19 protein-coding genes are annotated in these 23,930 nt (G+C 66.8%); 8 read left to right on the forward strand and 11 right to left on the reverse strand.

Translation table 11 applies throughout. The features are described from left to right. Nucleotides 1-4 precede the first annotated feature (4 nt). The 6 genes from AC05QJ_RS16740 to AC05QJ_RS16765 all read left to right on the forward strand — a co-directional run bounded on the left by AC05QJ_RS16740 (nt 5) and on the right by AC05QJ_RS16765 (nt 5,851). The gene (locus AC05QJ_RS16740; protein ID WP_476742436.1) at nt 5-310 is read left to right on the forward strand and encodes a 2Fe-2S iron-sulfur cluster-binding protein; all 306 of its coding nucleotides are present in this window, start codon (nt 5-7) and stop codon (nt 308-310) included. 29 nt (nt 311-339) lie between these two features. Further along, on the forward strand, nt 340-1,263 hold the full coding sequence (locus tag AC05QJ_RS16745; protein ID WP_476742437.1) for a catechol 2,3-dioxygenase: 924 nt from the start codon (nt 340-342) through the stop codon (nt 1,261-1,263). Between the two features lie 10 nt (nt 1,264-1,273). Further along, complete coding sequence (locus AC05QJ_RS16750; RefSeq protein ID WP_476742438.1) at nt 1,274-2,734, forward strand: 2-hydroxymuconic semialdehyde dehydrogenase; 1,461 nt, start codon at nt 1,274-1,276, stop codon at nt 2,732-2,734. Nucleotides 2,735-2,741: 7 nt separating this feature from the next. Continuing rightward, a complete protein-coding gene (gene dmpG / locus AC05QJ_RS16755) occupies nt 2,742-3,758 on the forward strand; it encodes a 4-hydroxy-2-oxovalerate aldolase (RefSeq protein ID WP_476742439.1) in 1,017 nt (338 codons plus the stop codon). 20 nt (nt 3,759-3,778) lie between these two features. Then, a complete protein-coding gene (locus AC05QJ_RS16760; protein WP_476742440.1) occupies nt 3,779-4,870 on the forward strand; it encodes a hypothetical protein in 1,092 nt (363 codons plus the stop codon). A gap of 93 nt (nt 4,871-4,963) precedes the next feature. Beyond that, nucleotides 4,964-5,851 carry a SphA family protein gene (locus AC05QJ_RS16765; RefSeq protein ID WP_476742441.1) on the forward strand — a complete coding sequence of 296 codons (888 nt, stop codon included), beginning with the start codon at nt 4,964-4,966 and terminating at the stop codon, nt 5,849-5,851. A 216-nt stretch (nt 5,852-6,067) separates the two neighbouring features. Here AC05QJ_RS16765 and AC05QJ_RS16770 read toward each other — a convergent pair whose 3' ends face one another. The 3 genes from AC05QJ_RS16770 to AC05QJ_RS16780 all read right to left on the reverse strand — a co-directional run bounded on the left by AC05QJ_RS16770 (nt 6,068) and on the right by AC05QJ_RS16780 (nt 10,855). Continuing rightward, nucleotides 6,068-6,829 carry a hypothetical protein gene (locus tag AC05QJ_RS16770; RefSeq protein WP_476742442.1) on the reverse strand — a complete coding sequence of 254 codons (762 nt, stop codon included), beginning with the start codon at nt 6,827-6,829 and terminating at the stop codon, nt 6,068-6,070. A gap of 159 nt (nt 6,830-6,988) precedes the next feature. After that, nucleotides 6,989-8,563 carry an alkaline phosphatase D family protein gene (locus AC05QJ_RS16775; RefSeq protein WP_476742443.1) on the reverse strand — a complete coding sequence of 525 codons (1,575 nt, stop codon included), beginning with the start codon at nt 8,561-8,563 and terminating at the stop codon, nt 6,989-6,991. 9 nt (nt 8,564-8,572) lie between these two features. Continuing rightward, on the reverse strand, nt 8,573-10,855 hold the full coding sequence (locus AC05QJ_RS16780) for a TonB-dependent receptor (protein WP_476742444.1): 2,283 nt from the start codon (nt 10,853-10,855) through the stop codon (nt 8,573-8,575). 328 nt (nt 10,856-11,183) lie between these two features. Here AC05QJ_RS16780 and AC05QJ_RS16785 point away from each other — a divergent pair, with 328 nt between their 5' ends. After that, a complete protein-coding gene (locus AC05QJ_RS16785; RefSeq protein ID WP_476742445.1) occupies nt 11,184-12,257 on the forward strand; it encodes a sigma-54 interaction domain-containing protein in 1,074 nt (357 codons plus the stop codon). 6 nt (nt 12,258-12,263) lie between these two features. Here AC05QJ_RS16785 and AC05QJ_RS16790 read toward each other — a convergent pair whose 3' ends face one another. From AC05QJ_RS16790 to AC05QJ_RS16820, 7 genes are read right to left on the reverse strand one after another with little or no spacing between them, the layout of a single operon-like run. After that, complete coding sequence (locus AC05QJ_RS16790; RefSeq protein WP_476742446.1) at nt 12,264-13,397, reverse strand: LLM class flavin-dependent oxidoreductase; 1,134 nt, start codon at nt 13,395-13,397, stop codon at nt 12,264-12,266. Further along, a complete protein-coding gene (locus AC05QJ_RS16795; protein ID WP_476742447.1) occupies nt 13,387-14,400 on the reverse strand; it encodes an LLM class flavin-dependent oxidoreductase in 1,014 nt (337 codons plus the stop codon). Before AC05QJ_RS16795 ends, AC05QJ_RS16790 begins: the two co-directional genes overlap by 11 nt. Nucleotides 14,401-14,439: 39 nt before the next feature. Continuing rightward, on the reverse strand, nt 14,440-15,468 hold the full coding sequence (locus AC05QJ_RS16800) for an LLM class flavin-dependent oxidoreductase (RefSeq protein ID WP_476742448.1): 1,029 nt from the start codon (nt 15,466-15,468) through the stop codon (nt 14,440-14,442). Further along, nucleotides 15,410-16,474 carry an LLM class flavin-dependent oxidoreductase gene (locus AC05QJ_RS16805; protein WP_476742449.1) on the reverse strand — a complete coding sequence of 355 codons (1,065 nt, stop codon included), beginning with the start codon at nt 16,472-16,474 and terminating at the stop codon, nt 15,410-15,412. The genes AC05QJ_RS16800 and AC05QJ_RS16805 overlap by 59 nt, the downstream gene beginning before the upstream one ends. Beyond that, nucleotides 16,471-17,409: a 5'/3'-nucleotidase SurE gene (locus AC05QJ_RS16810; protein ID WP_476742450.1), complete on the reverse strand. Its 939-nt coding sequence runs from the start codon at nt 17,407-17,409 to the stop codon at nt 16,471-16,473. The genes AC05QJ_RS16805 and AC05QJ_RS16810 overlap by 4 nt, the downstream gene beginning before the upstream one ends. Further along, entirely contained in the window at nt 17,406-18,725 is a 1,320-nt protein-coding gene (locus AC05QJ_RS16815) for an LLM class flavin-dependent oxidoreductase (RefSeq protein ID WP_476742451.1), read from the reverse strand. The genes AC05QJ_RS16810 and AC05QJ_RS16815 overlap by 4 nt, the downstream gene beginning before the upstream one ends. Nucleotides 18,726-18,784: 59 nt before the next feature. Beyond that, nucleotides 18,785-21,205 carry a TonB-dependent receptor plug domain-containing protein gene (locus AC05QJ_RS16820; protein ID WP_476742452.1) on the reverse strand — a complete coding sequence of 807 codons (2,421 nt, stop codon included), beginning with the start codon at nt 21,203-21,205 and terminating at the stop codon, nt 18,785-18,787. 310 nt (nt 21,206-21,515) lie between these two features. Between AC05QJ_RS16820 and AC05QJ_RS16825 the strand changes: the two genes are divergently transcribed. Beyond that, complete coding sequence (locus AC05QJ_RS16825; RefSeq protein ID WP_476742453.1) at nt 21,516-22,520, forward strand: P1 family peptidase; 1,005 nt, start codon at nt 21,516-21,518, stop codon at nt 22,518-22,520. On the opposite strand, the gene AC05QJ_RS16830 is transcribed toward AC05QJ_RS16825, so the two are convergent. After that, nucleotides 22,507-23,874: a tetratricopeptide repeat protein gene (locus AC05QJ_RS16830; RefSeq protein ID WP_476742454.1), complete on the reverse strand. Its 1,368-nt coding sequence runs from the start codon at nt 23,872-23,874 to the stop codon at nt 22,507-22,509. The genes AC05QJ_RS16825 and AC05QJ_RS16830 overlap by 14 nt on opposite strands. Nucleotides 23,875-23,930: the final 56 nt, after the last annotated feature.

The following is a 23,930-nucleotide window of genomic DNA, read 5'->3' on the forward strand; positions in this document are numbered from 1 at the left end:
GCCCATGGACGAGGGATACCGGATTTGCCTGGCCAGCGGCGAAAGCTTTCACGGCCAGCCAGGCGAGTCGCTGCTGGCGGCAATGGAGCGCCAGGGCGGACGTTGCATCGAAGTGGGTTGCCGTGGCGGGGGCTGCGGCGTGTGCAAGATCCGTGTGCTCGCAGGCGAGGTCCATCGCGGCCCCACCAGCGTGGCACGGGTCACCCCCGAGGAGCGCGAGCAGGGCTATGCGCTGGCCTGCCGGACTTATCCGCGCAGTGACCTGCTGATCGAAAGGACGGTCGATCCGGTACGTCGGGTCGCCGGGTGAATTCATAACAATCACAACAGGTATTCATCATGAAGAAAGGCGTATTGCGTCCTGGCCATATCCAGCTGCGGGTGCTGGACATGGCCCAGGCACTGGAGCACTACATCAATCTGCTGGGGCTGATCGAGACCGGCCGCGACGCGCAGGGCCGGGTCTACCTCAAGGCCTGGACCGAGGTGGAGAAATTCTCGGTGGTGCTGGTGCAGGCCGAGGAGGCCGGCATGGACTTCATGGGCTACAAGGTCATCGACGAGCCGACCCTGGAAACCCTCGAGGGCGAACTGCGGGCCTGGGGGTGCACGGTGCGCAACATCCCCGCCGGCGAACTGCAGGGCTGCGGTCGCCGGGTACAGTTCGACCTGCCGTCGGGGCACGTCTTCGAGCTGTACGCGGAAAAGGAATACACCGGCAAGTGGGGCGTCTCGGACTTCAACCCGGAAGCCTGGCCCCGTGGCCTCAAGGGCATGCGCGCGGTGCGCTTCGACCATTGCCTGCTGTACGGCGGCGAGTTGCAGGCCACCTACGACCTGCTGGTCAACGTGCTCGGCTTCTACCTGGCCGAGCAGGTGGTGGACGACCAGGGCAACCGCGTCGCCCAGTTCATGAGCCTGGCCACCAAGGCCCACGATGTCGCCTTCATCCAGCACGCCGAGCCGGGCCGCCTGCACCACGTGTCGTTCTACCTGGAAACCTGGGACGACGTGCTGCGCGCCGCCGACCTGATTTCCATGACCAATTCCTCGCTGGACATCGGCCCGACCCGTCACGGCCTGACCCACGGCAAGACGGTGTACTTCTTCGACCCGTCCGGCAACCGCAACGAAGTCTTCGCCGGGGGTGACTACAACTACCCCGACCACAAGCCGCAGACCTGGTCGGCGGACGAGCTGGGCAAGGCGATCTTCTACCACAACCGTGCCCTGAACGAACGTTTCCTCACCGTACTGACCTGAGGTCTGCCCCATGCAAGAGATCAAGCATTTCATCGACGGCGAGTACGTCGCCTCGGCCAGCGGCCGCACCTTCGACAAGCTCGACCCGAGCAACGGCCAGGTGTTCGCCAGGGTCTTCGAGGCCGGCGAAGCCGAAGTGGACGCCGCCGTGCGCGCCGCCCGCGCCGCACTCAAGGGCCCCTGGGCACGGATGAGTGTGGCCGAGCGCGGTGCCATCCTGCACAAGGTGGCCGACGGTATCCTGGCCCGCTTCGAGGAATTCCTCGCCGCCGAGTGCCGTGACACCGGCAAACCCCGTTCCCTGGCCAGCCATATCGACATCCCCCGGGGCGCGGCCAACTTCAAGGTGTTTGCCGACTCGGTGAAGAACGTCGCCGCCGAGACCTTCGAGATGGACACCCCGGACGGCAGCGGCGCGCTGAACTACGCGGTACGCCGGCCACGCGGGGTGATCGGTGTGATCAGCCCGTGGAACCTGCCGTTGCTGCTGATGACCTGGAAGGTCGGTCCGGCACTGGCCTGCGGCAACACCGTGGTGGTCAAGCCCTCGGAAGAAACCCCGAGTACCGCCGCGCTGCTGGGCGAGGTGATGAACGCCGCTGGCGTGCCCAAGGGCGTGTACAACGTGGTCCAGGGCCTGGGCGGCAACTCGGCGGGTGAATTCCTCACGGCGCACCCGGATGTGGATGCCTTCACCTTCACCGGTGAGACCGGCACCGGCGAAACCATCATGCGTGCTGCTTCTCGCGGCGTGCGTCCGGTGTCGCTGGAGCTGGGTGGCAAGAACGCCGGCATCGTCTTCGCCGACTGCGATCTGGACAAGGCGGTGGAAGGCACCCTGCGCTCGGCGTTCGCCAACAGCGGCCAGGTCTGCCTGGGCACCGAGCGGCTGTATGTGCAGCGGCCGGTCTTCGACGCCTTCGTCGCACGCCTGAAAGCCGGGGCCGAGGCGCTGGTGATCGGCGCGCCGGATGATCCCAAGGCAACCCTGGGCCCGCTGGTCAGCCTGACCCACCGGGAGAAGGTCCTGTCCTATTACCAGCAGGCCAGGGACGCCGGTGCCACCGTCGTCACGGGTGGCGATGTCCCGCACATGCCGGCAGAGCTGGCCGGTGGCGCCTGGGTGCAGCCGACCATCTGGACCGGTCTGCCGGACGACTCGCCGGTGGTTACCGAGGAGATCTTCGGCCCGTGCTGCCATGTGCGGCCGTTCGACACCGAAGAAGAAGCCATCGCCCTGGCCAACGACACCCGCTACGGCCTGTCGGCCACTCTGTGGACCGAAAACCTGGGCCGCGCCCATCGCGTGTCCGGGCAACTGGAGGCGGGAATCATCTGGGTCAACAGCTGGTTCCTGCGCGACCTGCGCACCGCCTTCGGTGGCAGCAAGCAGTCGGGTATCGGCCGCGAGGGCGGCGTGCATTCCCTGGAGTTCTACACCGAACTCAAGAACATCTGCGTGAAACTCTGAGGCGCCCATGAACGGCAAGAAACTCTATATCTCCGACGTCACCCTGCGCGATGGCAGCCATGCCATCCGCCACCAGTACACCCTGGACAACGCCCGTGAAATCGCCCGGGCGCTGGACAAGGCCAGGGTCGATTCCATCGAAGTCGCCCACGGCGACGGCCTGCAGGGCTCGAGCTTCAACTACGGCTTTGGCCGTCATTCGGACCTTGAGTACATCGAGGCGGTGGCGGACGTGGTCAGCCACGCGAAGATTGCCACGCTGCTGCTGCCGGGCATCGGCACGGTCCACGACCTCAAGGCGGCCTACGATGCCGGCGCACGGGTGGTCCGCGTCGCCACCCACTGCACCGAGGCCGACGTAGCCCGCCAGCACATCGCCTATGCCCGGGAACTGGGCATGGACGCGGTGGGCTTCCTGATGATGAGCCACATGATCCCCGCCGAACAGTTGGCGGCCCAGGGCAAGCTGATGGAAAGCTACGGCGCCCAGTGCATCTACATGGCCGACTCCGGTGGCGCCATGAACATGCAGGACATCCGCGACCGCATGCGCGCCTTCAAGGCGGTGCTGAACCCTGAAACCCAGACCGGCATGCACGCCCACCACAACCTCAGCCTGGGCGTGGCCAACTCGATCGTGGCGGTGGAGGAGGGTTGCGACCGCATCGACGCCAGCCTCGCCGGCATGGGCGCGGGGGCGGGCAACGCACCCCTGGAAGTGTTCATCGCCGCTGCCGAGCGCCTGGGCTGGAACCACGGCACCGACCTCTACACCCTGATGGACGCGGCGGACGACATCGTTCGCCCCTTGCAGGACCGGCCCGTGCGGGTCGACCGGGAAACCCTCGGGCTGGGTTACGCCGGGGTCTATTCCAGCTTCCTGCGGCATGCCGAGATCGCCGCCGAGCGACACGGCCTGAAGACCCTGGACATCCTGGTGGAACTGGGCAGGCGGCGCATGGTGGGCGGTCAGGAAGACATGATCGTCGACGTGGCGCTGGATCTCTTGAAAAAGGCCGGTTGAGGCCAACGGGAAAACCGCACATGGACAACAAGAACAATAGCGATGTGAGCGTGATGGAAGTCCCCGGGGCGGCCTTGCTGGCGTCCCGTCAGCCAGTCACCGGTCTGCTCGGGCTGGCGCTGGTGATGCTGGTGTCGTGGCTGGCGATCAGTTGCATGAGCGGCGGGTTTTTCGCCACCTGGGCGACCTTCTGCCTGGTGTGCTGCGTACCGCCGCAGATCGTGCTGTCGATGGTCTGGCGCAACCAGTACCCGCACTGGCTTGGTGGACTGGGGCAGCCGGGGCGGGGGCTGGCGCAACTGGTGCTGACCCTGCTGGCGGCCGCAGTGATCGCCGGGCTGGTGTTCGTCACCCAGGCGCAGCAGGTCGGGCCGCCGACGCCGTTCACCCTGATGTACGTGATCTTCTGCGTGCTGGTGACCTTCTGGCTGGTACTGGTCTGGGAATGCTGGCCGCTGGCGGCGCTGTGGCGTCATCCGCTGGGGTTGGGGCTGGGTATTCTCGCGGTGGCGTACCTGCTGGGCTACGGGCTGTTCAGCCTGTTGTTCGACTTCTCGGCCCTGGCCGGTGCGCCGTTCTACCAGGCGCGTCTCGACCCTCACGGCGCGTTGCCGGCGCTGGAGATCCTGGCGTTTTCCGTGACCACCGTGGCGGTGATCTTCGCCTGTCTGCTGCTGGATTTCTGGCCGGTGTCGCGAATCAGCGGCCAACCCTGGGCCGGAATCGCCCGCGGGCTCTGGGTGTTGCTGGTGAGCGCCGGGCTGTACGGGCTGGGCACCCGCGGGCTGGGTCTTGAGCCGGTGCCGTTCATGGTCCGTGGTGCCATCGCCCTGTTGTTCGGCGTATTGGTGCCGTTGCTGATGTTCGAAGGGCAACTGTTTGCCGGACGCGCAGGGCGCGGCCCGCTGCAACTGCTGCTGGCGATCGTTGCCGGAGGCCTGCTGTCGTCGTTGTACTGGGCGCTGGCCCCGTGGATCAGCGGGCCCATGGACAGCGGCGCGCCGGGTTACACCCGCGAGTTCTGGCTGGCCTCGGCGCTGCTGGCGATGACCTTCCCGCTGATGGTGCTGCTGAGCCAGTTCCTCGACTTCTGGCCGCTGCGCCGACGCTGATCCGCTTTCTTCCCGATCTTTCCTGAACGCCGTGGTGCTCAGCCGCGCGGCTGGCGCGTGGGCGGCGTTCGCCCTGAACAAAGGACCGACACCATGAACAACAAGATCCTGCTCGCTGTTTCTTCCTCGCTGCTGGCCGTGGCCACGCCCGGCTGGGCCACCGAAGGCGGTGGTTCGTCCTATCCCATGGGCGCCGAGAACTATATGTCCGGCGCCTTGCCGCCGCCGGGCTGGTATGCCCAGGTCTATGCCCAGCACTATGCGGCTGACGACCTGATGGGCAACGATGGCCGCTCGCTGCCGCTGGATTTTCGCCTGCGGGCCAACGTGGTTGCGCCGCGATTGGTATGGGTGACCTCACAGACCGTACTGGGCGGCAGCCTGGCGTTCCAGGCCATTGCACCGCTGGTGGACCTTAGCGTGACGGTCAACGGCAACCGCGACCATCGCCGTGGCCTGGGCGACATGATCTTCGGCCCGGCGCTGGGCTATCACTACAGCGACAAGTTCCACGCCGTCTACGCCCTGGACATCATCGCCCCCACCGGCAGCTACGACCGTGACCGCCAGACCAACCTGGGCCGCAACTACTGGGTCGCCGAGCCGGTAGCGGCGTTCAGCTACGTCGACCCCGACGGGCCGAACCTCGACCTCAAGCTGATGTACGACTTCAATGCCCGCAACCGCAGTACCGACTACCGCTCCGGGCAGGAAGCCCATGCCGACTATGCGTTGGGGTGGGGGCTAGGCAATGGCTGGGTGGTGGGTGTGGGCGGATATATCTACCAGCAGACCACCGACGACCGGCAGTACGGTGAGCGGGTCGAGGACAACAAGGGCAAGGCCTTCGCCATCGGCCCGTCGATCAAGTACAGCGATGCGTCGGGGTGGTTCATTACTGCCAAATGGCAGCATGAGACCGACGTGCGGAACCGGCCGGAGGGGGATGCGTACTGGGTGAAGTTGACGGTGCCGTTGTAGGGGGGGATGCCTCGCTTTGTATCTTCAGGGGTCTTGAAATCGAGCGCCGCCCGCGCGGCGCATCGCTGCGGTTCGGCGTCCCGACAAGCCACCCCAGGTTTCGCGTCGTGCCTGGATTTGAGATCGACTTCAAACTGTGGGAGCCGGCCTTGCCGGCGATGCGCCGCGTAGGCGGCGCTCGATCTCAAGGACACTGACTATCTACCGGCGGACGCCCTATGGCCTCCCCACCATCCACGGCGCATATTGCAGGCTGATCATGCCCTCGGCCTGCTGCTGTTGATTCAGCGCAAACCCAGGCATCCGGCTCAGGTTGAGCTTCATGCAGGATTGGCTCAGCCGCTTCTCCAGGGCCCTGTCCATCCTGAAGTTGTTGGGGCGTACAGCCGTCGGTATCAACTCCACCAGACAGCTCTGGATACGCCCGGTCTGGTCGCTTTTATAGCGAACCAGGGCTGTCCCGATACTGTCCACCCGCTCGTGAGCGAACAAGTGCCGCCGGAAGAATTGCTGGCGGAGACTGTCGCGCACCGAGTCGGCAATGGTTCCGGACTGGACATTGACACGGATCGGCGCATTGATCTCCAGCCGGCCACGCTTGTCGTAGAGCGCAGCCGGTGCTCTTGGATAAACGGCTTGCAGGCACACCCGCTCGGCAACCTCGATCAACTCATTCATGTCCGCATCCGGTGCTGGTTCAGTTTGCTGCACCGGCACTGATGGGGTGGGTAGCCTGGCTTCGCATGACAGCGGGCGCCCCTCGCGATTGATAACGATCTTGAGCCTGATCACGAGGTTTGCCGGTCCCTGGATATAAGGCGTAATGGACTCCTTGAGGGCCATCACGAAGGCGATCTGAAAAAGCTCGTTTTCCGCGGGACTGACGGCTTCGTCTGCATGGGGTGCCGATGAAGTGCATCCGTACAGCAAAGCGAAGCAGCAGGTGAGGAGAGGGCGAAGAGACCTGGTGAGCAACACGAAAACATCCTTGAGCAGTCATTCGGAGCGACTGGCAGGGTAGATGTTTTCCTCTGGCTTTCGGGGTGCTGGAAGACGAACAGGCCCGCTCCTACGAGGCTTTGGCTTGGCTCTGTAGGAGCGAGCTTCTGATGTGGGACAGTGTCCGGAATGAGGTTGTCAGGCTTCGTGCACCCTCGGACTGCCACTCTCCACAACGAACCGTTTCAAGGTCGACACGCTCGCCTGCGGGTCCAGCCGGTCGGAAATCGCCTGCATCTTCACTTCCAGCCGCTCCCGGTCCAGGTCCAGCGACAGGTAGCCCCGGGGCCGGCTGTCATAGAAACGGATCTGTGGGTTGGCCGGCAGTATCGACTGGATCGCCTCGTAGCTCGGGCCGTTGGAGGTGATCGAGGTACCGACGAATTCCGCGGCCACCAGCCGCGACCCGGGATCTTCCGGGCGTTCGTGCAGGTGGTTGGCCCAGAACGAGTGGTAGTCGCCGCTGAGCACCACCGGGTTGGCCACGCGGCTGCCCTGCAGGTTGTCGATCAGGCGCCCGCGGGCGGCCTGGTAGCCGTCCCAGTTGTCGGTCCAGTAGCGGGCTTCGCCGCTGTCCGGTCGCTGTGCGCGCAGCGGCGCCATCAGCAGGTTCTGGGCCAGCAGGTTCCAGCGCGCCTCGCTGCGTTTCAGGCCGTCATACAGCCAACGCTCCTGTTCGAAGCCGAGCAGGGTGCGCCCGGGATCGGCGAGGTCGCTGCAGCTTTCCACTTCCATATGGCCCTTGCCGAAGTTCGGCGCCTGGTAGCACGGTTGTTTCGAGCGGTATTGGCGACCGTCCAGCACGGGCAGGCTGGCCAGGTCGCCCCAGGCAAAGCGGCGGTAGATCAGCGGGCTGCCGTTGCTGCCCAGCCGCGGGCGGCGCAGCGGCATGTTCTCGAGGAACGCCTGGTAGGCCGCCGCACGGCGCTGCTGGAAGCGCGCTGTGGTGATGGCCGGGTCTTTCGAATAAACGTCGGAATAATCGTCCTGCACTTCATGGTCGTCCCAAGTGGCGATCCACGGCGCGGCGGCGTGCAATTGCCGCAGGTCCGGGTCGGTGCGGTGCAGGGCGTAGCGATAGCGATAGCCGGCCAGGTCGGTGGCTTCCGGGGCGTTGTACGAACGGGCCAGCCCCGGCGTATCCGGGGCATTGCTGTATTCGTAGATGTAGTCGCCGAGAAACAGCACCAGGTCCGGTCGTTCCTCGGCCATGTGCCGGTAAGCGCTGAACAGGCCGCGCTCGTAATGGGCGCAGGAGGCCACGGCCAGGCGCAGGCGATTGGTCGGGGCGCCGAGGGCCGGCAGGGTCAGTGCCCGGCCCGCCGGGCCGCGCTCGCCCAGGGCGATGAAGCGGTACCAGTACTCGCGACCGGGCGCCAGGCCGCGCAATTCCACATGCACGGCGTGGCCGTTGAGGGTCAGGGCCTGGGTCCGGCCGCGTTGGGCGATACGGCGAAAGCCCGGGTCGAGGGCCACTTCCCAGTCCACCGGAATGCTCGAAGGCAGCGCCTGCTCGTCGCCCGGATACGGCAACCCGGCGCTCAGGCGGGTCCAGATGACGAAGCCGTCCGGCCAGGGATCGCCGCTGGCGACCCCCAGACCGAAAGGCGAGGCCACGCCAGCCAGGGCACGACCGTAGCGCAGCAGCAACGGTGCTGCGGCGACGCCGGCCAGCAGGCGCAGGGCCTGCCGGCGGTGCAGATCTCGGCTCATGAACGCTCCTCAGAAGCTGTAGCCGGCCTGGAGGCCGACGGTACGTGGATCGCCAGGGGTGGCCATCTGCGCGTTGGAAAGGAACGAGCCGTGGTACAGGTCGTATTGCTTGTCGAACAGATTGCGCGCCCACAGTGCCACCGACCAGTTGCCGTTCACCGGCTTCAGGCCAAGGCGGGCGTTGGCCAGCCAGTAGGCGTCGGTGGTAGTGCCGTTACTGCCGGCGATGCTGTCGTGGTAGGAGTAGTCGCTCTGCGCGCTGAGGATGAAGCCGGGAATCTCCCAGACATACTCCACCTGGCCGCCGTAGCTGGTTTCCGGAAAGTTGCTCAGGCTCGACCCGGAGAAGTCGGTGTACACCGGATAGGCGAAGTTGACCGCACGGGTCGCGGTGCTGTTGAGCCCTTCATAGTCGAGGTATTTGCCCTTCTTGGTGCCGAAGTACTGGCCCACGGTCAGGCCCGCCAGCGGTTCCCATTGCAGTTCCAGCTCGTAGCCATAGATCTTCGACTTGGGGATGTTGACCAGGCGGCCGACGTTGCCCACCTGCTGGCTGATCCACACCTGCGACTGGTACTGCTGGTCACGGTAGTCGTAATAGAAGGCCGCGGCGTTGAGGCGCAGGGTGTTGCTCAGGTCGCTCTTGAAGCCCACCTCGTAGGCCAGCAGCTTCTCCGGCTTGACCGGGGCGATCTGGTCGACGTAGCTGGAGTTGTACGCGGTGAAGCCGCCGGACTTGATGCCGCGGCTGACCGTCGAGTACAGCAGGGTCGAAGGCGTGAGCTGGTATTCCAGGCCGAGTTTCCACGAGGTGGAGTTGCTCTCCAGTTCGCTGTCGGCGGCGGGGAAGGTGCTCGCGCCGAAGCTGTAGGCGCCGTTGCTGACCAGGATGCGCCGGGTGCTGAAGTCGTTGAGCTCGCGGTTTTCCTTCTCCTGGCGCAGGCCGACGATCAGCTTGAGGTCATCGGTCAGGCGGTAGTCGCCCTGGGCGAACACGCCGTAGGTGCGTGACCGTTGCTGGTAGGAGGTGAAGGTGCCGTAGCCGAGGTTGGCGCTGAAGTCGGAGTAGAACTCCTCGTCCAGGCGGTCCTTGGCGAAGTACAGCCCGGTCTGCCAGTTGAAGCGTTCGTTGTCATGGGACGCCAGGCGCAGCTCCTGGGAGAACACCTCGATCTGCGAGTCGAAGAACTCGTCGGATTGCGGAATCACCGAGGCGTCCCAGTCGATGTACTCGCGGCGGCGGAACTGGTCCGACGAGGTGATGCTGGTGACGGTAAGGTGATCGTTCAGGTCGAAGGTGCCGGTCAGGGCGAAGCCGGTGTTGTCGTTGTCGCGGTGCGGCTTGTCGTTCGCCGACAGCCCGGTCAGGCCGGCGAAGCCTTCGGTCAGGCCCCAGCCGGTGTGCTTGCCGTCGTTTTCCGGGGCGATGGCGGCGTACCGTGAACCGTAGGTGGCATTGGGCTTGAGCCCCTGGTACAGGTATGAGCCGCGGCTGTCGGACTTGTCCTGGCCACCATGCACGGTGAGGTTGAAGTTGACGCTGTCGCTGGCATCCCAGTCCAGTTGCCCGCGCAGCGAGGTGTTGTCCTTGTCGCCCAGGCTCTGCCCGGTGACGCGGTTCTCCTGCCAGGCGCCACCCTGTTCGGTGAGGAACGACAGACGCCCGCGCAGCGTGTCGCTGAACGGCCCGGAGATGAAGCCTTCGACGCTGCCTGCGTCGTAGGAACCGTAGTTGGCGGTGAGCCCGCCATGCAGCTCGCGGGTTGGCTTGTTGGTGACGAAGTTGATCGCGCCGGCGGTGCTGTTGCGCCCGTACAGGGTGCCCTGCGGGCCGCGCAGGATCTCCACCCGCTCCAGGTCGAAGAGCTGGCCCTGGGTCTGGATCGGGTAGGGCAGTGCCACCTGGTCGAGGTATACGCCGACGGTGGAGGTGTTGTTGCTGCCGTAGTCCTTGAGGCCGACGCCGCGAATGCGGAACAGCGGGTTGCCACTGCCGTACTGCGGGGCGATGTCGAGGTTGGGCACGTAGTTCTGCAACTGGTTGACGCCGGTGACGCCCTTGTCCTGCAGGTCCTGGCCGCTCAGGGCGGTCAGGGCGATGCCGATGTCCTGGGCCGATTCTTCCTGGCGCTGGGCGGTGACGGTGACCTGGGGCAAGGCGGTGGTGGTTTCGTTCTCGGCCTGCTGGCCGAAGGCGTCCGTGGCCAGCAGCGACAGCAGCGGCGCGCTGGCCAGCAGCAGCGGTCGGCGGGCGAGCGGACGAACAGGGTGAGGGGTGCGACGTGTTGGCATGGCGGGTATCCCTTGAACAAGGCGATGCGAAGCCGGCGACGGTGCCGTTTCGCGTAAGGGCCGCTCTGTGAAGAGTAAGCAGACGAGGCGATAGCAAGCGCTATGCCATCATCGTTCTGTCATGATTTTGAAAGAATTTTCCGGCGTTGGCGGGGGTGGCCAGGGTGTCGGCGCTTGATTCGCAACAGTGCCCGGCGCAGGTTGTTGCGGAATCAACAGACTGTTCAAGCGGTTATTTTCTAATGCTTTTTTAATATTTCTGGCTATAAGCCAGCGCCAGTAGAGTACAGCCTTACCCACCAGATGCTTACACCGGGACGTATTTGCCATGAGCGGTTCTCACGGACAGCCGAACCCCATCCTGACCTTGCCCCAGGGTGAGAAGGACCCGTTGTCGATCCGCGCCAAGGCGCTGGTTTTCGCCGATCCCCGCTCACGCCAGTTGCTGGAGTACCTGCAACGGGTCGGGCCGAGCGATGCGCCGGTACTGATCAACGGCGAGACCGGTACAGGCAAGGAGCTGGTCGCCCGCTACATCCACGCCGCCAGTGGCCGCAAGGGGGCTTTTGTCGCGGTCAACTGCGGCGCCATCAGCGAGAACCTCGCCGAGAGCGAATTCTTCGGCCATGAGGCCGGCTCCTTTTCCGGTGCGGTTGGCCGGCGAGCCGGCTGGTTCGAAGAGGCCGATGGCGGCACCCTGTTCCTCGACGAGATCGGCGACCTGCCGTTGCCGCTGCAGGTGAAACTGCTGCGGGTGCTGCAGGAGCAGGAAGTGGTGCGGGTGGGTTCGCGCAAGCCGGTGAAGATCGATATCCGCCTGGTCACCGCGACCAACGTCAACCTCGAGCAGGCAGTGGAAGCGGGCAACTTCCGCCTCGACCTGTTCTATCGCATCAACGTCGCCCAGGTGGCGGTGCTGCCGCTGCGCGAACGGCCGCTGGATGTGCTGCCGCTGGTGGAGCATTTTCGCAAGCTGTACAGCGCGCGGCTGAAGATCAGCGAACCGATGCTCTCGGAATCGGCGGCCCAGGCGCTGCTGGATTATCCCTGGCCGGGGAACATCCGCGAGCTGGAAAACGTCGTGCACCTGGCACTGCTGGTGGCCGGAGACAAACCGATCCGGCCCGAGCACCTGAAGTTCTCGGCGGGATTGAGTGCCCTGCAGGCCGGGCCGTCCGGTGCGCCGAAGCTGCCCCAGGAAGAGATCCGCGAACAGTTGCTACGGCTGTTCGAGACCCCGGGCGACTCGCTGCTGCACGATATCGAGGATCTGATCGTGCGCGAGGCCTTTGCCCATTGCAGCTTCAACCAGTTGCGCACGGCGCAGTTGCTGGGCATCACCCGCAATGCCATGCGCACCTTGCTGGTGAACCACGGGATGTTGAAGGGCCGCAACCCGTAAGCGGTGTCAGCTCCGGCGCCGTGATCGGGTTGCGCCCAGATGGCGCAACTGCGGCAACAACTCCGCTCCCAGGTGAATCGCTTCTTCCAGGTGGGGAAACCCCGAAAGGATGAAGCAGTCCACGCCCAACTGATGGTATTCCTCGATCCGCTCGGCCACCTGCTGGTAGCTGCCCACCAGCGCCGTGCCGGCACCACCGCGGACCAGGCCGACTCCGGCCCAGAGGTTGGCCGAGACTTCCAGTTCCCGCGCCCGTCTGCCACGGCCCTTGACCAGGTCCGTCTGCCGCGACTGTCCCACCGACTCGTACGCCGCCATCTGCAACTGGGCGCGGTCGATGGCGTCCTTGGGGATCTCCTCCAGCAGGCGTTCCACATGGCTCCAGGCTGCCTCGTCGGTGGCGGCGGCGAAGACGTGCACGCGCAAACCGAAACGCAGCTTGCGCCCATGCCCTGCGGCCAGCTCGCGCATGCGCTGGATGCGCTCGGCGATCATCGCCGGTGGCTCGCACCACATCAGGCAGGTCTGGGCATGGGCCGCGCCCACCTGTTCCGCCGCGCTGGACGCGCCGCCGAAGTAGATCGCCGGCGCCTGGGCCCGCGGGTCGATGGGAGTGTCGCCGGCGCAGCGGTAGTAGCGCCCGTGATGAGGCTGGCGACGCCCGGCCCAGACCGCCTGGAAGGCGTCGAGAAACTCGGCGGTGCGCGCGTAGCGTTCGTCATGTTCGAGGAAGTCGCCCAGCGAACGTTGCTCGAAACGGCTGGAACCGCTGACCACATGCAGGTCGAGGCGGTTGTCGCTGAGCAGTTGCAGGGTCGCTGCACGGTGCGCGCTCCAGGCCGGCAGTTCCAGGCCCGGTCGCAGGGTCAGCAGAAAGCGCAGGCGCCGCACTTCCTGGGCCAGCACGGCGGTGATCAGCCACGGGTCTTCGAAGCCGCTGGCCGTCGGCACCATGATGCCGTCGAAACCGGACAGCTCGGCCGCCCGGACGATCTGCCGCAGGTAATCAAGGGTCGGCGTGCGCTCGCCCTGCTGGAACAGGCCGACCTTGGGCAGGCCGCTGCTGGTGAGGTGCCGGCCATCACCGTTGGTGGGCAGGAACCAGTCGAGTTCGATGGGGGTACGGCGTTCACTGGCCATGGCCGTGGCGCTCCTTGCTCAGGCCCTGTTGCTGGAGCAGCGGCAGGATCCGCTCGCCGAAACGCAGCACTTCGCTCACTGCCGGCTGGTGCTGGATCACGATCTGGCGGATGCCGAGCCCGTGCAGTTCGCCCAGACGGGTGGCGATCTGCTGGGGTGTGCCGACCAGATACAGCGGCTGCCCCGGCCGCAGTTGCAGCAGGTTGGGGTGACATTCGAAACGACGCAGGGGATGGCGGTCGCGGGACAGTCTCGGCACGGTGTCGGTCTGCGCCAATGCCTGGAGGTCCACGGCCAGTTGCCGGGCGGCGGCGTCCCAGGCCTGTTCTTCGTTGTCGCCCAGGATCAGGCCGAAGGCACAGGCAAATTCAAGGTCGGGCCGGGAATCGCGCAGGCGCCGGATTTCCTGCTCCAGCCAGGCGGGCGCCGCCGGGCGCAGCAGACAGGTGTGCGCGTGGCTGGCGATCAGCGCGGTGTTCTGGCTGTCGTCCAGCAGCAGCGGTGGTGCCGGCAGGTCGCGGCGGGCGAAGCCGGCGTTCTCCAGCTGGAAGTAGCGTCCGTTGTAGTTGAAGCCGGTCTCGTTGCCATCCAGCAGCCGCTGGAGGATGTCCAGGTATTCGCCGATGCGCTCGCTGCGCTGGTCCCGGTTGAGCCATTCGCCGAAGGCCTGGCGCAGGCTGCCGCGATCGCTGTCGGGCAGGTGCAGGCGCACACGGTTGGCGCTGATGGATTGCAGACTTTGCAGCGTCGCGGCCAGGGCTGCCGGCAGGACCACTTCCGGCGGTACGCTGACGGTCAGGTGCAGGCGTTGGGTATGGGCGCAGAGCGCGGCGGCTACACCCAGGCTGTCGGCGCAGGGGGCGCCGCCGGGAATCCACAGGCCATCGATGCCGGCGTACTCCACCGCCTGGGCGAGCTGGATCCACTGACCGGGGCGGGCGCCCCAGTCACTGGCACCGTCGGGCCCGCAGAGCGGCAATTGCCAACTGAACTCAAGGGCCATGCACGGGCTCCGCAACGGGGGAAACAGGAAGGTTCGCCATCATCCCACTGCCGCTTCACGCTGGGTAGCGCGGGGTTGCCAGCCCAGCGCCGGGGCGATTTCCCGGGCAATGATTTCCAGGCGCTTCAGCACCTGGGCCTGGGTCGAGCTTTCGGCCTGCACCACGACGATCAGGTAGTCGGCGTAGGGCAGCAGCGACGGGTCCTGGCGCAGGCTGGCGATTACTTCGTCGGGGTGGCCGTGGTGCACGTTCATCAGGCGCAGATGCTCCTGCAGGTCCACGGCCTGGTCGATCAGGCCTTCCCGTTGCAGGCGCGGGATATGCCGCTCGATATCCGGCGCCAGTTCGGCCTGGGCCGTGGCCCGGTCGTTGGCCGGGAACACCGCGCGGACCACGCCGATCCTCGGCGCCCTGTCGCGGTGTTGCCAGGCCTGCAGGTAGGCGTCGGCCAAGGGTTTCTGTACGGTCAGCGGATCATGGGTGGCAGTGCCGAGCAGCAGGCCGTTGCCTTGCGCGGCGGTGTAGGCCGCGCCTTCGCTGCTGCCATGGGAATGCCACAGGCGCTGGCTCAGGCCGGGGGCCGGCGGTTGCAGGGTCAGGTCGCTGTCGGCGCTGGCGGGATGGCCTTCGAGCAGACGCTGCAGGTGCTGCTGGTCGGCACTGAAACGCTGTTGCCGTTGCCCGGCGTCGCGGCCGAAGGCGCTGAAGCTGTCGAGGTTGGCGCCGCCGCTGCCGAGGCCCAATTGCACCCGGCCGCCGCTGAGCTGATCGAGCACGCTGGCGTCTTCGGCCAGGCGCACCGGGTCTTCGAAGGGCAGCACGATGACCCCGGTGCCCAGTTCGATATGGCGGGTGCGCTCGGCCACGGCGGCGAGGAACAGCAGCGGCGACGGCAGGCTGCCGAAGCCGTTGCTCAGGTGGTGCTGGGCGATCCAGCCGCCGTCGAAGCCCAGGGCTTCGGCCACTTCGAACTGCTCCAGCAGGTCGTCGTAGACCTGTTTCGGGTCTTCACCGAAGGCATGGCTGAGAAAGCCCAGTTTGAACGGGCGGGGAGTGACGTTGCTCATGACAGGACAGGCTCCTGGGTGGAGGTCGCGGCGGCGCGGCGCCAGCCGAGGGCCGGTGCGACCTGTTCGCTGATGAACTGCAGGGCGCGGATGGCGTCGCGCAGCGGGTGCTGGCGCTTTGCACCTGGACGATCAGGTGGTCGTGCCGGCCCAGTCGCGGGCCGCCGCGCAGGCCTTCGATGATGGCCTCGGCCGAGCCGTGCAGCACGCCGAGGTGCTTGAGGGTGGCATCGAAGTCGCCGTCCAGCGGGCCTTGATAGACGCCGATGCTGTGCTGGCGTTCGAGGTAGGCGCGGATGTCCGTGCGCAAGGCCTGGTTGTCGCCGCCGGTGTGGGGGAACACGCCCTGGACCCTGGCGACCCGCGGTGGCGTGCCGTTGTCGCCGGTCCAGGCGGCGCGATAGCGCTCCACCAGTTCGATCCCGGCCTCGGGCGGCAGATGCGGATTGGGCGCCATGATCAGGCCGTTGCCCCGCGCCGCCACCAGTTCCACCCGTGAGGTGGCTTCCCAGAGACGGCCGCCGAGGCCAGTAGCGAGCGGCTGCAAGCGCAGACCGTCGGCGTTCAGCGGACCGTTGCCCAGGGCGCTCTGCAGTCGTTGCAGGTGCAGTTCGTAATCGCGGTGACGTTGCTCGTGGGGCAGGCCGAAGGCGCGGAAGCTGTCCGGGTCGAAACCGGCGCCCACGCCGAGCTCCAGCCGGCCGCTGCTGAGCAGGTCGAGTACCGCGGCATCTTCGGCCAGGCGCAGCGGCTGCTCCTGCGGCAGGACGATGATCCCCGTACCGAGGCCGATGCGCCGGGTGCGCTGGGCGACCGCCGCGAGCAGCACCAGCGGCGAGGGCAGGCGGCCCTGCTCGCTGGCGAAATGGTGCTGGGCCACCCAGCCGGTGTCGAAGCCCAGCTCCTCGGCGACCTGGAACAGTTCGACGGTGTCACGGTAGACCCGGGCGTCGAACTGCGGGTGATAGACCCGGTTGAGAAAACCCAGGGAGAATCCGCCGCTCATGGTCGTTGCTCCTGCGGGATCAGCGGCAGGGCGGCCAATGCCCTGGCCGCGCCGGCCTGGTCAGTGGATTCGAGCTGGCCGTTGAACGGGCTGATGGTCAGGTAACCCTTGGCCAGCCACACGGCTTCGTCGTCCTGCTGGGCCGGGGTCGCCGGCGCAGCGTACTGGAAGCTGATGCCGGGCTTGCCGGCCAGTTTCGGGAACAGGTTGCCGAGGTCATCGGTGTACTGGGTGTCGAAGCCGACGTAGCTGCCGATGCGGGTCAGGCGCACGCCCTTGAGGGTGCTGTCGGCGGGGAAGTTGATGTTCAGGCCGAGCCCGCTCGGCAGCAGTCTGCCGTCGGGCTGGCGGTGGCGGTCGAGGGCGGCCACCAGTTTCACCACCTGGGCGGCGACACGTTGCGGGTCCTTGTCCTTCAGGTCGGTGCTTACCGCCAGTGCCGGGTAGCCGGCGCGCACGGCGAAGCTGGCGGCGTTGAAGGTGCCCGAGGCGGTATTGATGGCACCGACGTTGTTGCCGGGGTTGGGGCCGACGATCACCAGGTCCGGTTCCGGCTGCACTTTCTTCAGGCCCATGAGCAACGCCATTACCGGCGTGCCGCTGATTTCGATCTGCACCTCCTTGCCGGCGCAGTCCGGGCTGCTGCACAGGCCGGTTTCGTGGGTGCTGATGTAGTAGCTGTCGGGGTAGGCCGGGTCGTCGTCGCGGCCGATGCTGACCTCACGGCCATAGATGAAGGCGCCGCCACGGGCGCTCTGTTCGCTTTGCGGCGCGGCGATCTTCACCTGGTGCCCGGCGTCCTTGAGGGCGCTGTACAGGGCGCGAATGTTCGGATGGCGATAGCCGTCGTCGTTGCTCAGCAGGATGTTCAGGGCGAAGGCCGGGGTTGCGCTCAGGCCGCACAGGGCCAGCAACAGGCAGGGCAGCGTCTTCACGCAGGCACCTCCGCGTTCACGCTGAAGCGGTTGGCCGGGCGTGGCAGGCCGAGGTGGTCGCGCAGGGTGCGGCCCTCGTAGTCATGGCGGAACAGCCCGCGTGCCTGCAACAGCGGAATCACCTGGTCGACGAAGGTGTCGATGGAGCCGGGGAAGTACGGGAAGAACACGTTGAAGCCGTCGCAGGCGCGGCCCTGGAACCAGGCTTCGAAGGTATCGGCGATGTCCTCGGGGGTGCCTATCACCGGGTTGCCGCCGGCCAAACGCAGGTAAAGCTGGCGGATGCTCAGGTTGTCGCGGCGGGCGACTTCCAGCACCTGGTCGCGACGACTGCCACGTTCGCCGGGCGGGGTGTCCGGCAGGGGGCCGTCGAGGTCGTAGCCGGACAGGTCGATGTCTTCGCCGAGGGTATCGGCCAGCAGGCGCAGGCCCAGCACCGGGTCGATCAGCGCCTGGAACTCGTCGAACAACGCCTGGGCCTGTTCACGGGTATCGCCGATGAACGGCGTGACGCCGGGCAGGATCTTGATGTGGTCGGGGTCGCGGCCAAGGGCGGCAGCCCGTTGCTTGATGTCCTGGTAGAACGCCTGGGCCGCCGGCAGCTCATGGTGCGAGGCGAAGATCACCTCGGCGACCCGCGCCGCCAGGGCCTGGACCAGCACCGGATGCCCCTGGGGCGGCCGTGCCACGTTGAGCGGTCCGCGTACGGTGAAATGCTCGCCACGGTGGTTGAGGGTGTGCAGCTTGGCCGGGTCGAAGTACTGGCCGCTGGCTTTGTCGCGGGGGAAGGCGTCGTCGTCCCAGCTGTCCCACAGGCCCTTGACCACGTCGTGGAATTCTTCGGCGCGCTGGTAGCGGTCGGCGTGCTGGATATGGGTTTCCCGGCCGAAGTTCCAGGCTTCGTCCGAGACCACCGAGGTCACCAGGTTCCAGGCCGCGCGGCCCTTGGACAGGTGGTCGAGGGAGGCGAACTTGCGGGCGATATGGTACGGCTCGTTGTAGCTGGTGGTGGCGGTGGCAATCAGGCCGATGCGCTCGGTGACGGCGGCCAGGGCGGCCATCAGGGTCAGCGGCTCGAAGTGTTCGCCACGGGCGGTGCGGCTCAGGGCATCGAGGTGATGGCCCCAGAGGGCGACTACATCGGCGACGAACAGCGCGTCGAACTTGCCCCGCTCGGCGCTGCGGGCGACGGCCTTGAAGTGGTCGAAATCCAGGCTGGCATCGGCCTGGGCGAGGGGGTGGCGCCAGGCGGCGACGTGATGACCGCTGTTGGCCAGAAAGGCTCCCAGCTTGAGTTGATCGGTGCGGCGGGTCATGGAATCGGGCTCCCGTGTTGCGACGAAAAGCCCTGCCGGCGCCCCGGCAGGGCGGCGGGTCAGAAGTTGTAGCTCAGGCCGGTGTACCAGTAGCCACCCGTGGTGCCGTATGGCGAGAAGTTGCCGTAGGGGAAGGCGCCCGAGCTGCTCGGCAGGTTGGTGCGCTCCGGGTACTGGTTGAACAGGTTGTTGGCGCCGGCGGTGAGGGTCAGGGCCGGGGTCAGGTGGTAGTCGAGGTTGAGGTCGGTGATCCATGCCGGCGAGAAGGTGCGGTCGTAGGCCTCGAGCGTGCCGTACTGGGTGTACTCGCCGTAGCGGGTCAGGTTCAGGCTCAGGTCGAGCTTGTCGAAGGTCCAGGTGGCGCCCAGCAGCAGCTTGGATTCCGGCAGGCCGTGCTTGAGGTTGCCCTGGCGCTGACGGTCGTAGCCACCGGTCGGGCCGAGGGCCTGGCGGGCCACGGACGAGGCGTGGATGTCATCGATCTCGGTGGTATTCCAGTTGAAGCCGAGGGTGTAGCGCAGGCCGCCCCAGGCGCCGAGGTCCTGGCGGTAGTCGCCGACCAGGTCGATGCCGCGGGTGGTGGTGTCGAGGGCGTTGGTGAAGTAGGTCACCGACTGATTGGTGGCAAGCCCGGCGGCGGCCAGGATGGCGTTGATCTGCGCGGTGCCGCCGAGGTAGCCGGTCTGGGCGATGCGGTCCTTGATCCTGATCTGGTAGGCGTCGAGGGTGATGCTGGTGACGTCGTTGGGTTGCAGGGTCAGGCCGACGCTGACGTTGGTGGATTTTTCCGGTTTCAGGGTGGTGGCGCCCAAGGCCTTGGCCACGGCGGAGTCGACGGCGACGTTGCGGTAGTCGATCAGGTTGCCGTTGACGTTGCTCTGGGAGGTCGAGCTGTAGATCTGCTGGGCCAGGGACGGCGCGCGGAAGCCGGTGCTGAAGGTCCCGCGCACGGCGAGGATCGGCGTCAGCTGGTAGCGGGTGGAGACCTTGCCGTTGCGGGTGGTGCCGGAGCCGTCGTTGTAGTCCTCGTAGCGGCTGGCCAGGTCCACATGCCAGTGGTCGGTCAGGTCCTGGCCGATCTCGGCGTAGGCACCGAGGCTGGTGCGGCCTTTTTCGGCAGCGTCGGCCGGGGTGGTGCCGGCGCCGGAGATGGTCCCGGGGGCGATCGGGTTGCCACTGGCGCCGGTGCTGAACGGGCCGCTGGCGTAGGAGGCGTAGTCGCCCTTGCCGATCTTGTAGTTCTCGTAGCGGTGCTCCAGGCCCCAGGAGATCTGGGTCGGCCTGGCCAGGCCGAGGTCGAAGGCGCGGGTCAGGTCGAGGTTGTTGGTCCACTGGCTGAAGGTTTTTACTCCGGTGTCCACCGAGGTGGGCGAGGCGGCGCCATAGCTGAGGTTGTAGGTATGGCGCAGGGTGGCTTCGGCGTGGTCCTGGCCGTAGGTGGTGGACAGGTCGTAGTCCCAGCCGGCGACGTTGCCCTTGCCGCCGAAGGCCGCCTGGAAGTCGTTTTCGATGAAGCGCAGGGTGTCTTCCACGCCGTCGGGGAAGGGCGTGGCGATGCCGTCGAAGCTGGCCGGCTGGTGGAACGCCAGGGGCTTCTCGGAATTGCGCCGGGTGTAGGTGGAGAACGAGTACAGGCTCAGGGCATCGTTCACCGGCAGCTCGGCGTTGTAGCCCAGGCTGAAGTTGCGCGCCTCCGGCAGGCCGGTGCCGTAGTAGGTGTGCTGCAGGCTGGTGTTGCCGGCCCTGTCGGTGTACGGCGCCTTGTCGGAGCGGTCGGAGATCTTCTGTTGCTTCACGTCCAGGGCGAGGTTGATGAAGCCGTCGTTGGGCAGCGCGAGGCCGACGTTGCCGGTCTGCCGCGAGGTTTCGCCGTCGCCGTTCTCGTAGTTCTGGCCGTAGGTGGTGGAGACGCTGCCGCCGTGGTCGGTCTGCTTCAGCACGATGTTGACCACGCCGCCGATGGCGTCGGAGCCGTACTGGGCCGAGGCGCCGTCACGCAGGACTTCGACATGGTCCACCAGGGCGGTGGGGATCATGTCCAGGTCCACCGGCTGCGAGCCGGAGTTGAGGTAGGTGCCGTTGTTGAGCAGAGCGCTGTTGTGCCGGCGCTTGCCGTTGACCAGCACCAGTACCTGATCGCCGTTGAGACCGCGCAGGCTGATGGGGCGCACCACCGAGGTGGAGCCGAAGCCGGACGAGGCCGGCTGGTTGAGCGACGGCAGCACGCGGCTGAGGGCGCGGGTCAGGTCGCCCTGGCCGGTGGCGAGCAGTTGCTTGGAGGAGATCACGTCCACCGGCGCCGGGCTTTGCGCCAGGGTGCGGGCCTGGCCGCGGTTGCCGATCACCACCACGGTGTCCAGCGGGTTGTCGCTGTCGGCGGCCAGCACCGGCGTGGCCGCCTCGCTCAGGGCGAGGAACAGCAGACTGAAGGCGAAGACTTTATGCGGCGGGCGCAATCCGCCGAAGTTCGAGGAACGCATGAAGGGCTTACTCCGATGAGGTCAGTAGGGGGCGGCTTGTTGGGGCAAGCTCTGGTGATGGGTAAGGAGCAAGGGCTGTGCCAGTCGGGAAAACCCATAGGAAACAGGGGTTTGGCAGGTGAAGGCTGGGTGGCTTGGTGATTTTTCAGCGGTGGCGCGGACAAGGTGTTGGTTTTTCTACAACGAAGGTTCGCAGGCCTTGCGGGCCTCATCGCTGGCAAGCCAGCGTCCACAGTAAAGGCTCAGCCATCGGCCGGGCTGGCACGTCGCTTGCTGAACAGCCTGACCAATTTCCAATGGATCGCTGCTCATGCCATACCCCGGACCTCGCAACCTGCTCACCGACATCCCCGGCCTCAGCGTCGGCCACGCCACCGATCCACGGGTCGACACCGGGGTCACGGTGATCCGTACCGACAGTGTCTGGACCGCCAGCGTCGATATCCGTGGCGGTGGCCCCGGCGGACGCGAAACGGCGGCGCTGGAACCGGAAAACATGGTCGGCCAGTTGCACGCCCTGGTGTTTGCCGGCGGCTCGGTGTTCGGCCTGGGCGCTGCCGATGGCGTGGCCGCGGCGCTGTCCGCCGAAGGTGTCGGCCTGCACCTGAAGGCCGGCGCCCCGGCCATTCCCATCGTGCCCGCCGCGGTGCTCCACGACCTGGCCAATGGCGGCGACAAGCAATGGGGCCTGGAGCCGCCTTACCGTCGCCTCGGTTTCGAGGCGCTGGCCAACGCCGACACGGTATTTGCCCTCGGCGCCGTCGGTGCCGGGCGCGGGGCCATGGCCGGGGTGCTGCAGGGCGGGCTGGGCTCGGCCTCGCTGGACCTGGGCGACGGCCTGATGGTCGCGGCCCTGGTGGTGGCCAACCCGATCGGCTCGGTGTACATGCCCGACGGCGAAACCTTCTGGGCCTGGCCCTGGGAAATCGCCGGTGAATTCGGCAGCGCCCGGCCACAAGGCGATCAGGATTGCAGCGACCCGATTCCCGAGCTGTCGCGCCTGGACTCCATGGGACGCCTGCAGGCCGGGGCCAACACCACGCTTGTGGTGGTCGCCAGTACGGCGCAGATGAGCACGGCCGAATGCAAGCGGGTGGCGATCATGGCCCAGGACGGTATCGCGCGGGCGGTGCGGCCGGCGCACCTGCCGTTCGACGGCGACACGGTGTTCGCCCTGGCCTCCGGCGCGGTGGAGCTGGGCGGCGGCGCCCAGCGTCAGGTGCGTATCGGCAGCATCGGTTCGGCCGCTGCCGACTGCGTGGCCCGGGCGATTGCCCGGGGCGTGTTCGAAGCTCGCCGCACTAGCCTGCGCTGAGCACCTGGACGACCCGGTCCTCGGCCTGGCGGGCGAGGGCCGGCAGTTCCAGTTTGCGGTAGACCCGCGCCAGGCTGCGGTTGGTTGGCACGTCCAGGCTGTCGTAGCGACGGCGCAGCTCCAGGGTTTGCTGGGCCACTTCCCAGTCACCAGCCTGCAGGCGGGCGTCCAGTTCGATCTGCGCGAACAGGTCGCGCTGGGCATGGCTGCCGCCGATTTCGTTGAGCCGTGGCAGGCTGCCGGCCAGCAGTCGAGCGGCGCGGGGATAGTCGCCACGGGCATGGGCCAGCAGCCCCTCGGCCAGGGGCAGGGTGACTTCGGCCCATACTGCCCGGCTGAAGGCCGGCGCCGTGTGGGCATGAACGCGCAGGGATTGCAGCAGCAGGTCGGCTTCGGGCTTGTCGGCGCGGGCCAGTCCGTACAGGTATTGCAGGCTGAGGAACGGCTGCACGGTGTCGGCCTGGCGCTTCTGCAACCAGGGCGCAAGTGCCTGCCAGCGCTCGCCGACATCGACGCCCGCCAGCTCCAGCCGGGCCAGCAGCGACACCGCGCCGATCTGGTCCTGGGAATACTGCGGCAGGATGCCCCAGACATGCCGGTCGTAGATCTCCAGCACCCGCGTCTCGTCGCCCCGGGCCAGATGGAACAGCGCCAGGTGCCACCAGTTGTGGGTGTACATGAACGAGTTCAGCCCTTCCCAGTGCTGCTTGACGCTGTCCAGAAAGACGATGCCTTCCTCGATCCGGCCCTGGGTCAGCATCACGTGGGCGAGGGCATGCTGGGCCCAGGGTTCGTCCGCCTGTAGCGCCAGGGCCTGGCGGGCGCTGGCTTCGGCGTCTTCCAGCAGGTGGCACTGCTCGTAGGCGAAGGCCAGCATGCCGTGGCTCTGGGCGATGTCCGGCGCTGCTGCCACCGCCTTCAGGCCAACCCGCAGCAGCGCCGGCCAGTTGCCCCGGTTGAACTCCACGTACTGATTGAGCTTGGCGGCAAACAGGTCGCGAGGGTACTGCGCCTGCAGGCGGCCGGCCAGGCTCAGCACGCGGTCCAGGTCATCGCTGATCCAGGCCTGGAGCAACTGCAGGTACAGCGCTGCCCGTGGATGCGCCGACTCCACGGCGGCAGCGCGCTGCCGATAGGCCTCGGCCAGGCCCGGGCCTTCGGGGGATTCGACGAACATCAGCAGGATGCCCGCCAGGGCATTGCTCAGGGCCGACTCGGGATGACGGTCGGCGCTGGCCAGAATGGCTTCGGCGCGGGGCTGGTAGCCGATGAAACCACCGATGAAATCATCCAGAGCGCGGCGCGCGTCCTGGTCGTCGGTGTCGATGGGGTTGCCCAGGTAGTCCAGTGACATGGTGCTCACTTCGTTCGGTTCGAAAGCGGGAAACAGGGCAAAGCCTGTGCCAGCGC

The organism is Pseudomonas sp. TUM25319 (assembly GCF_056388475.1).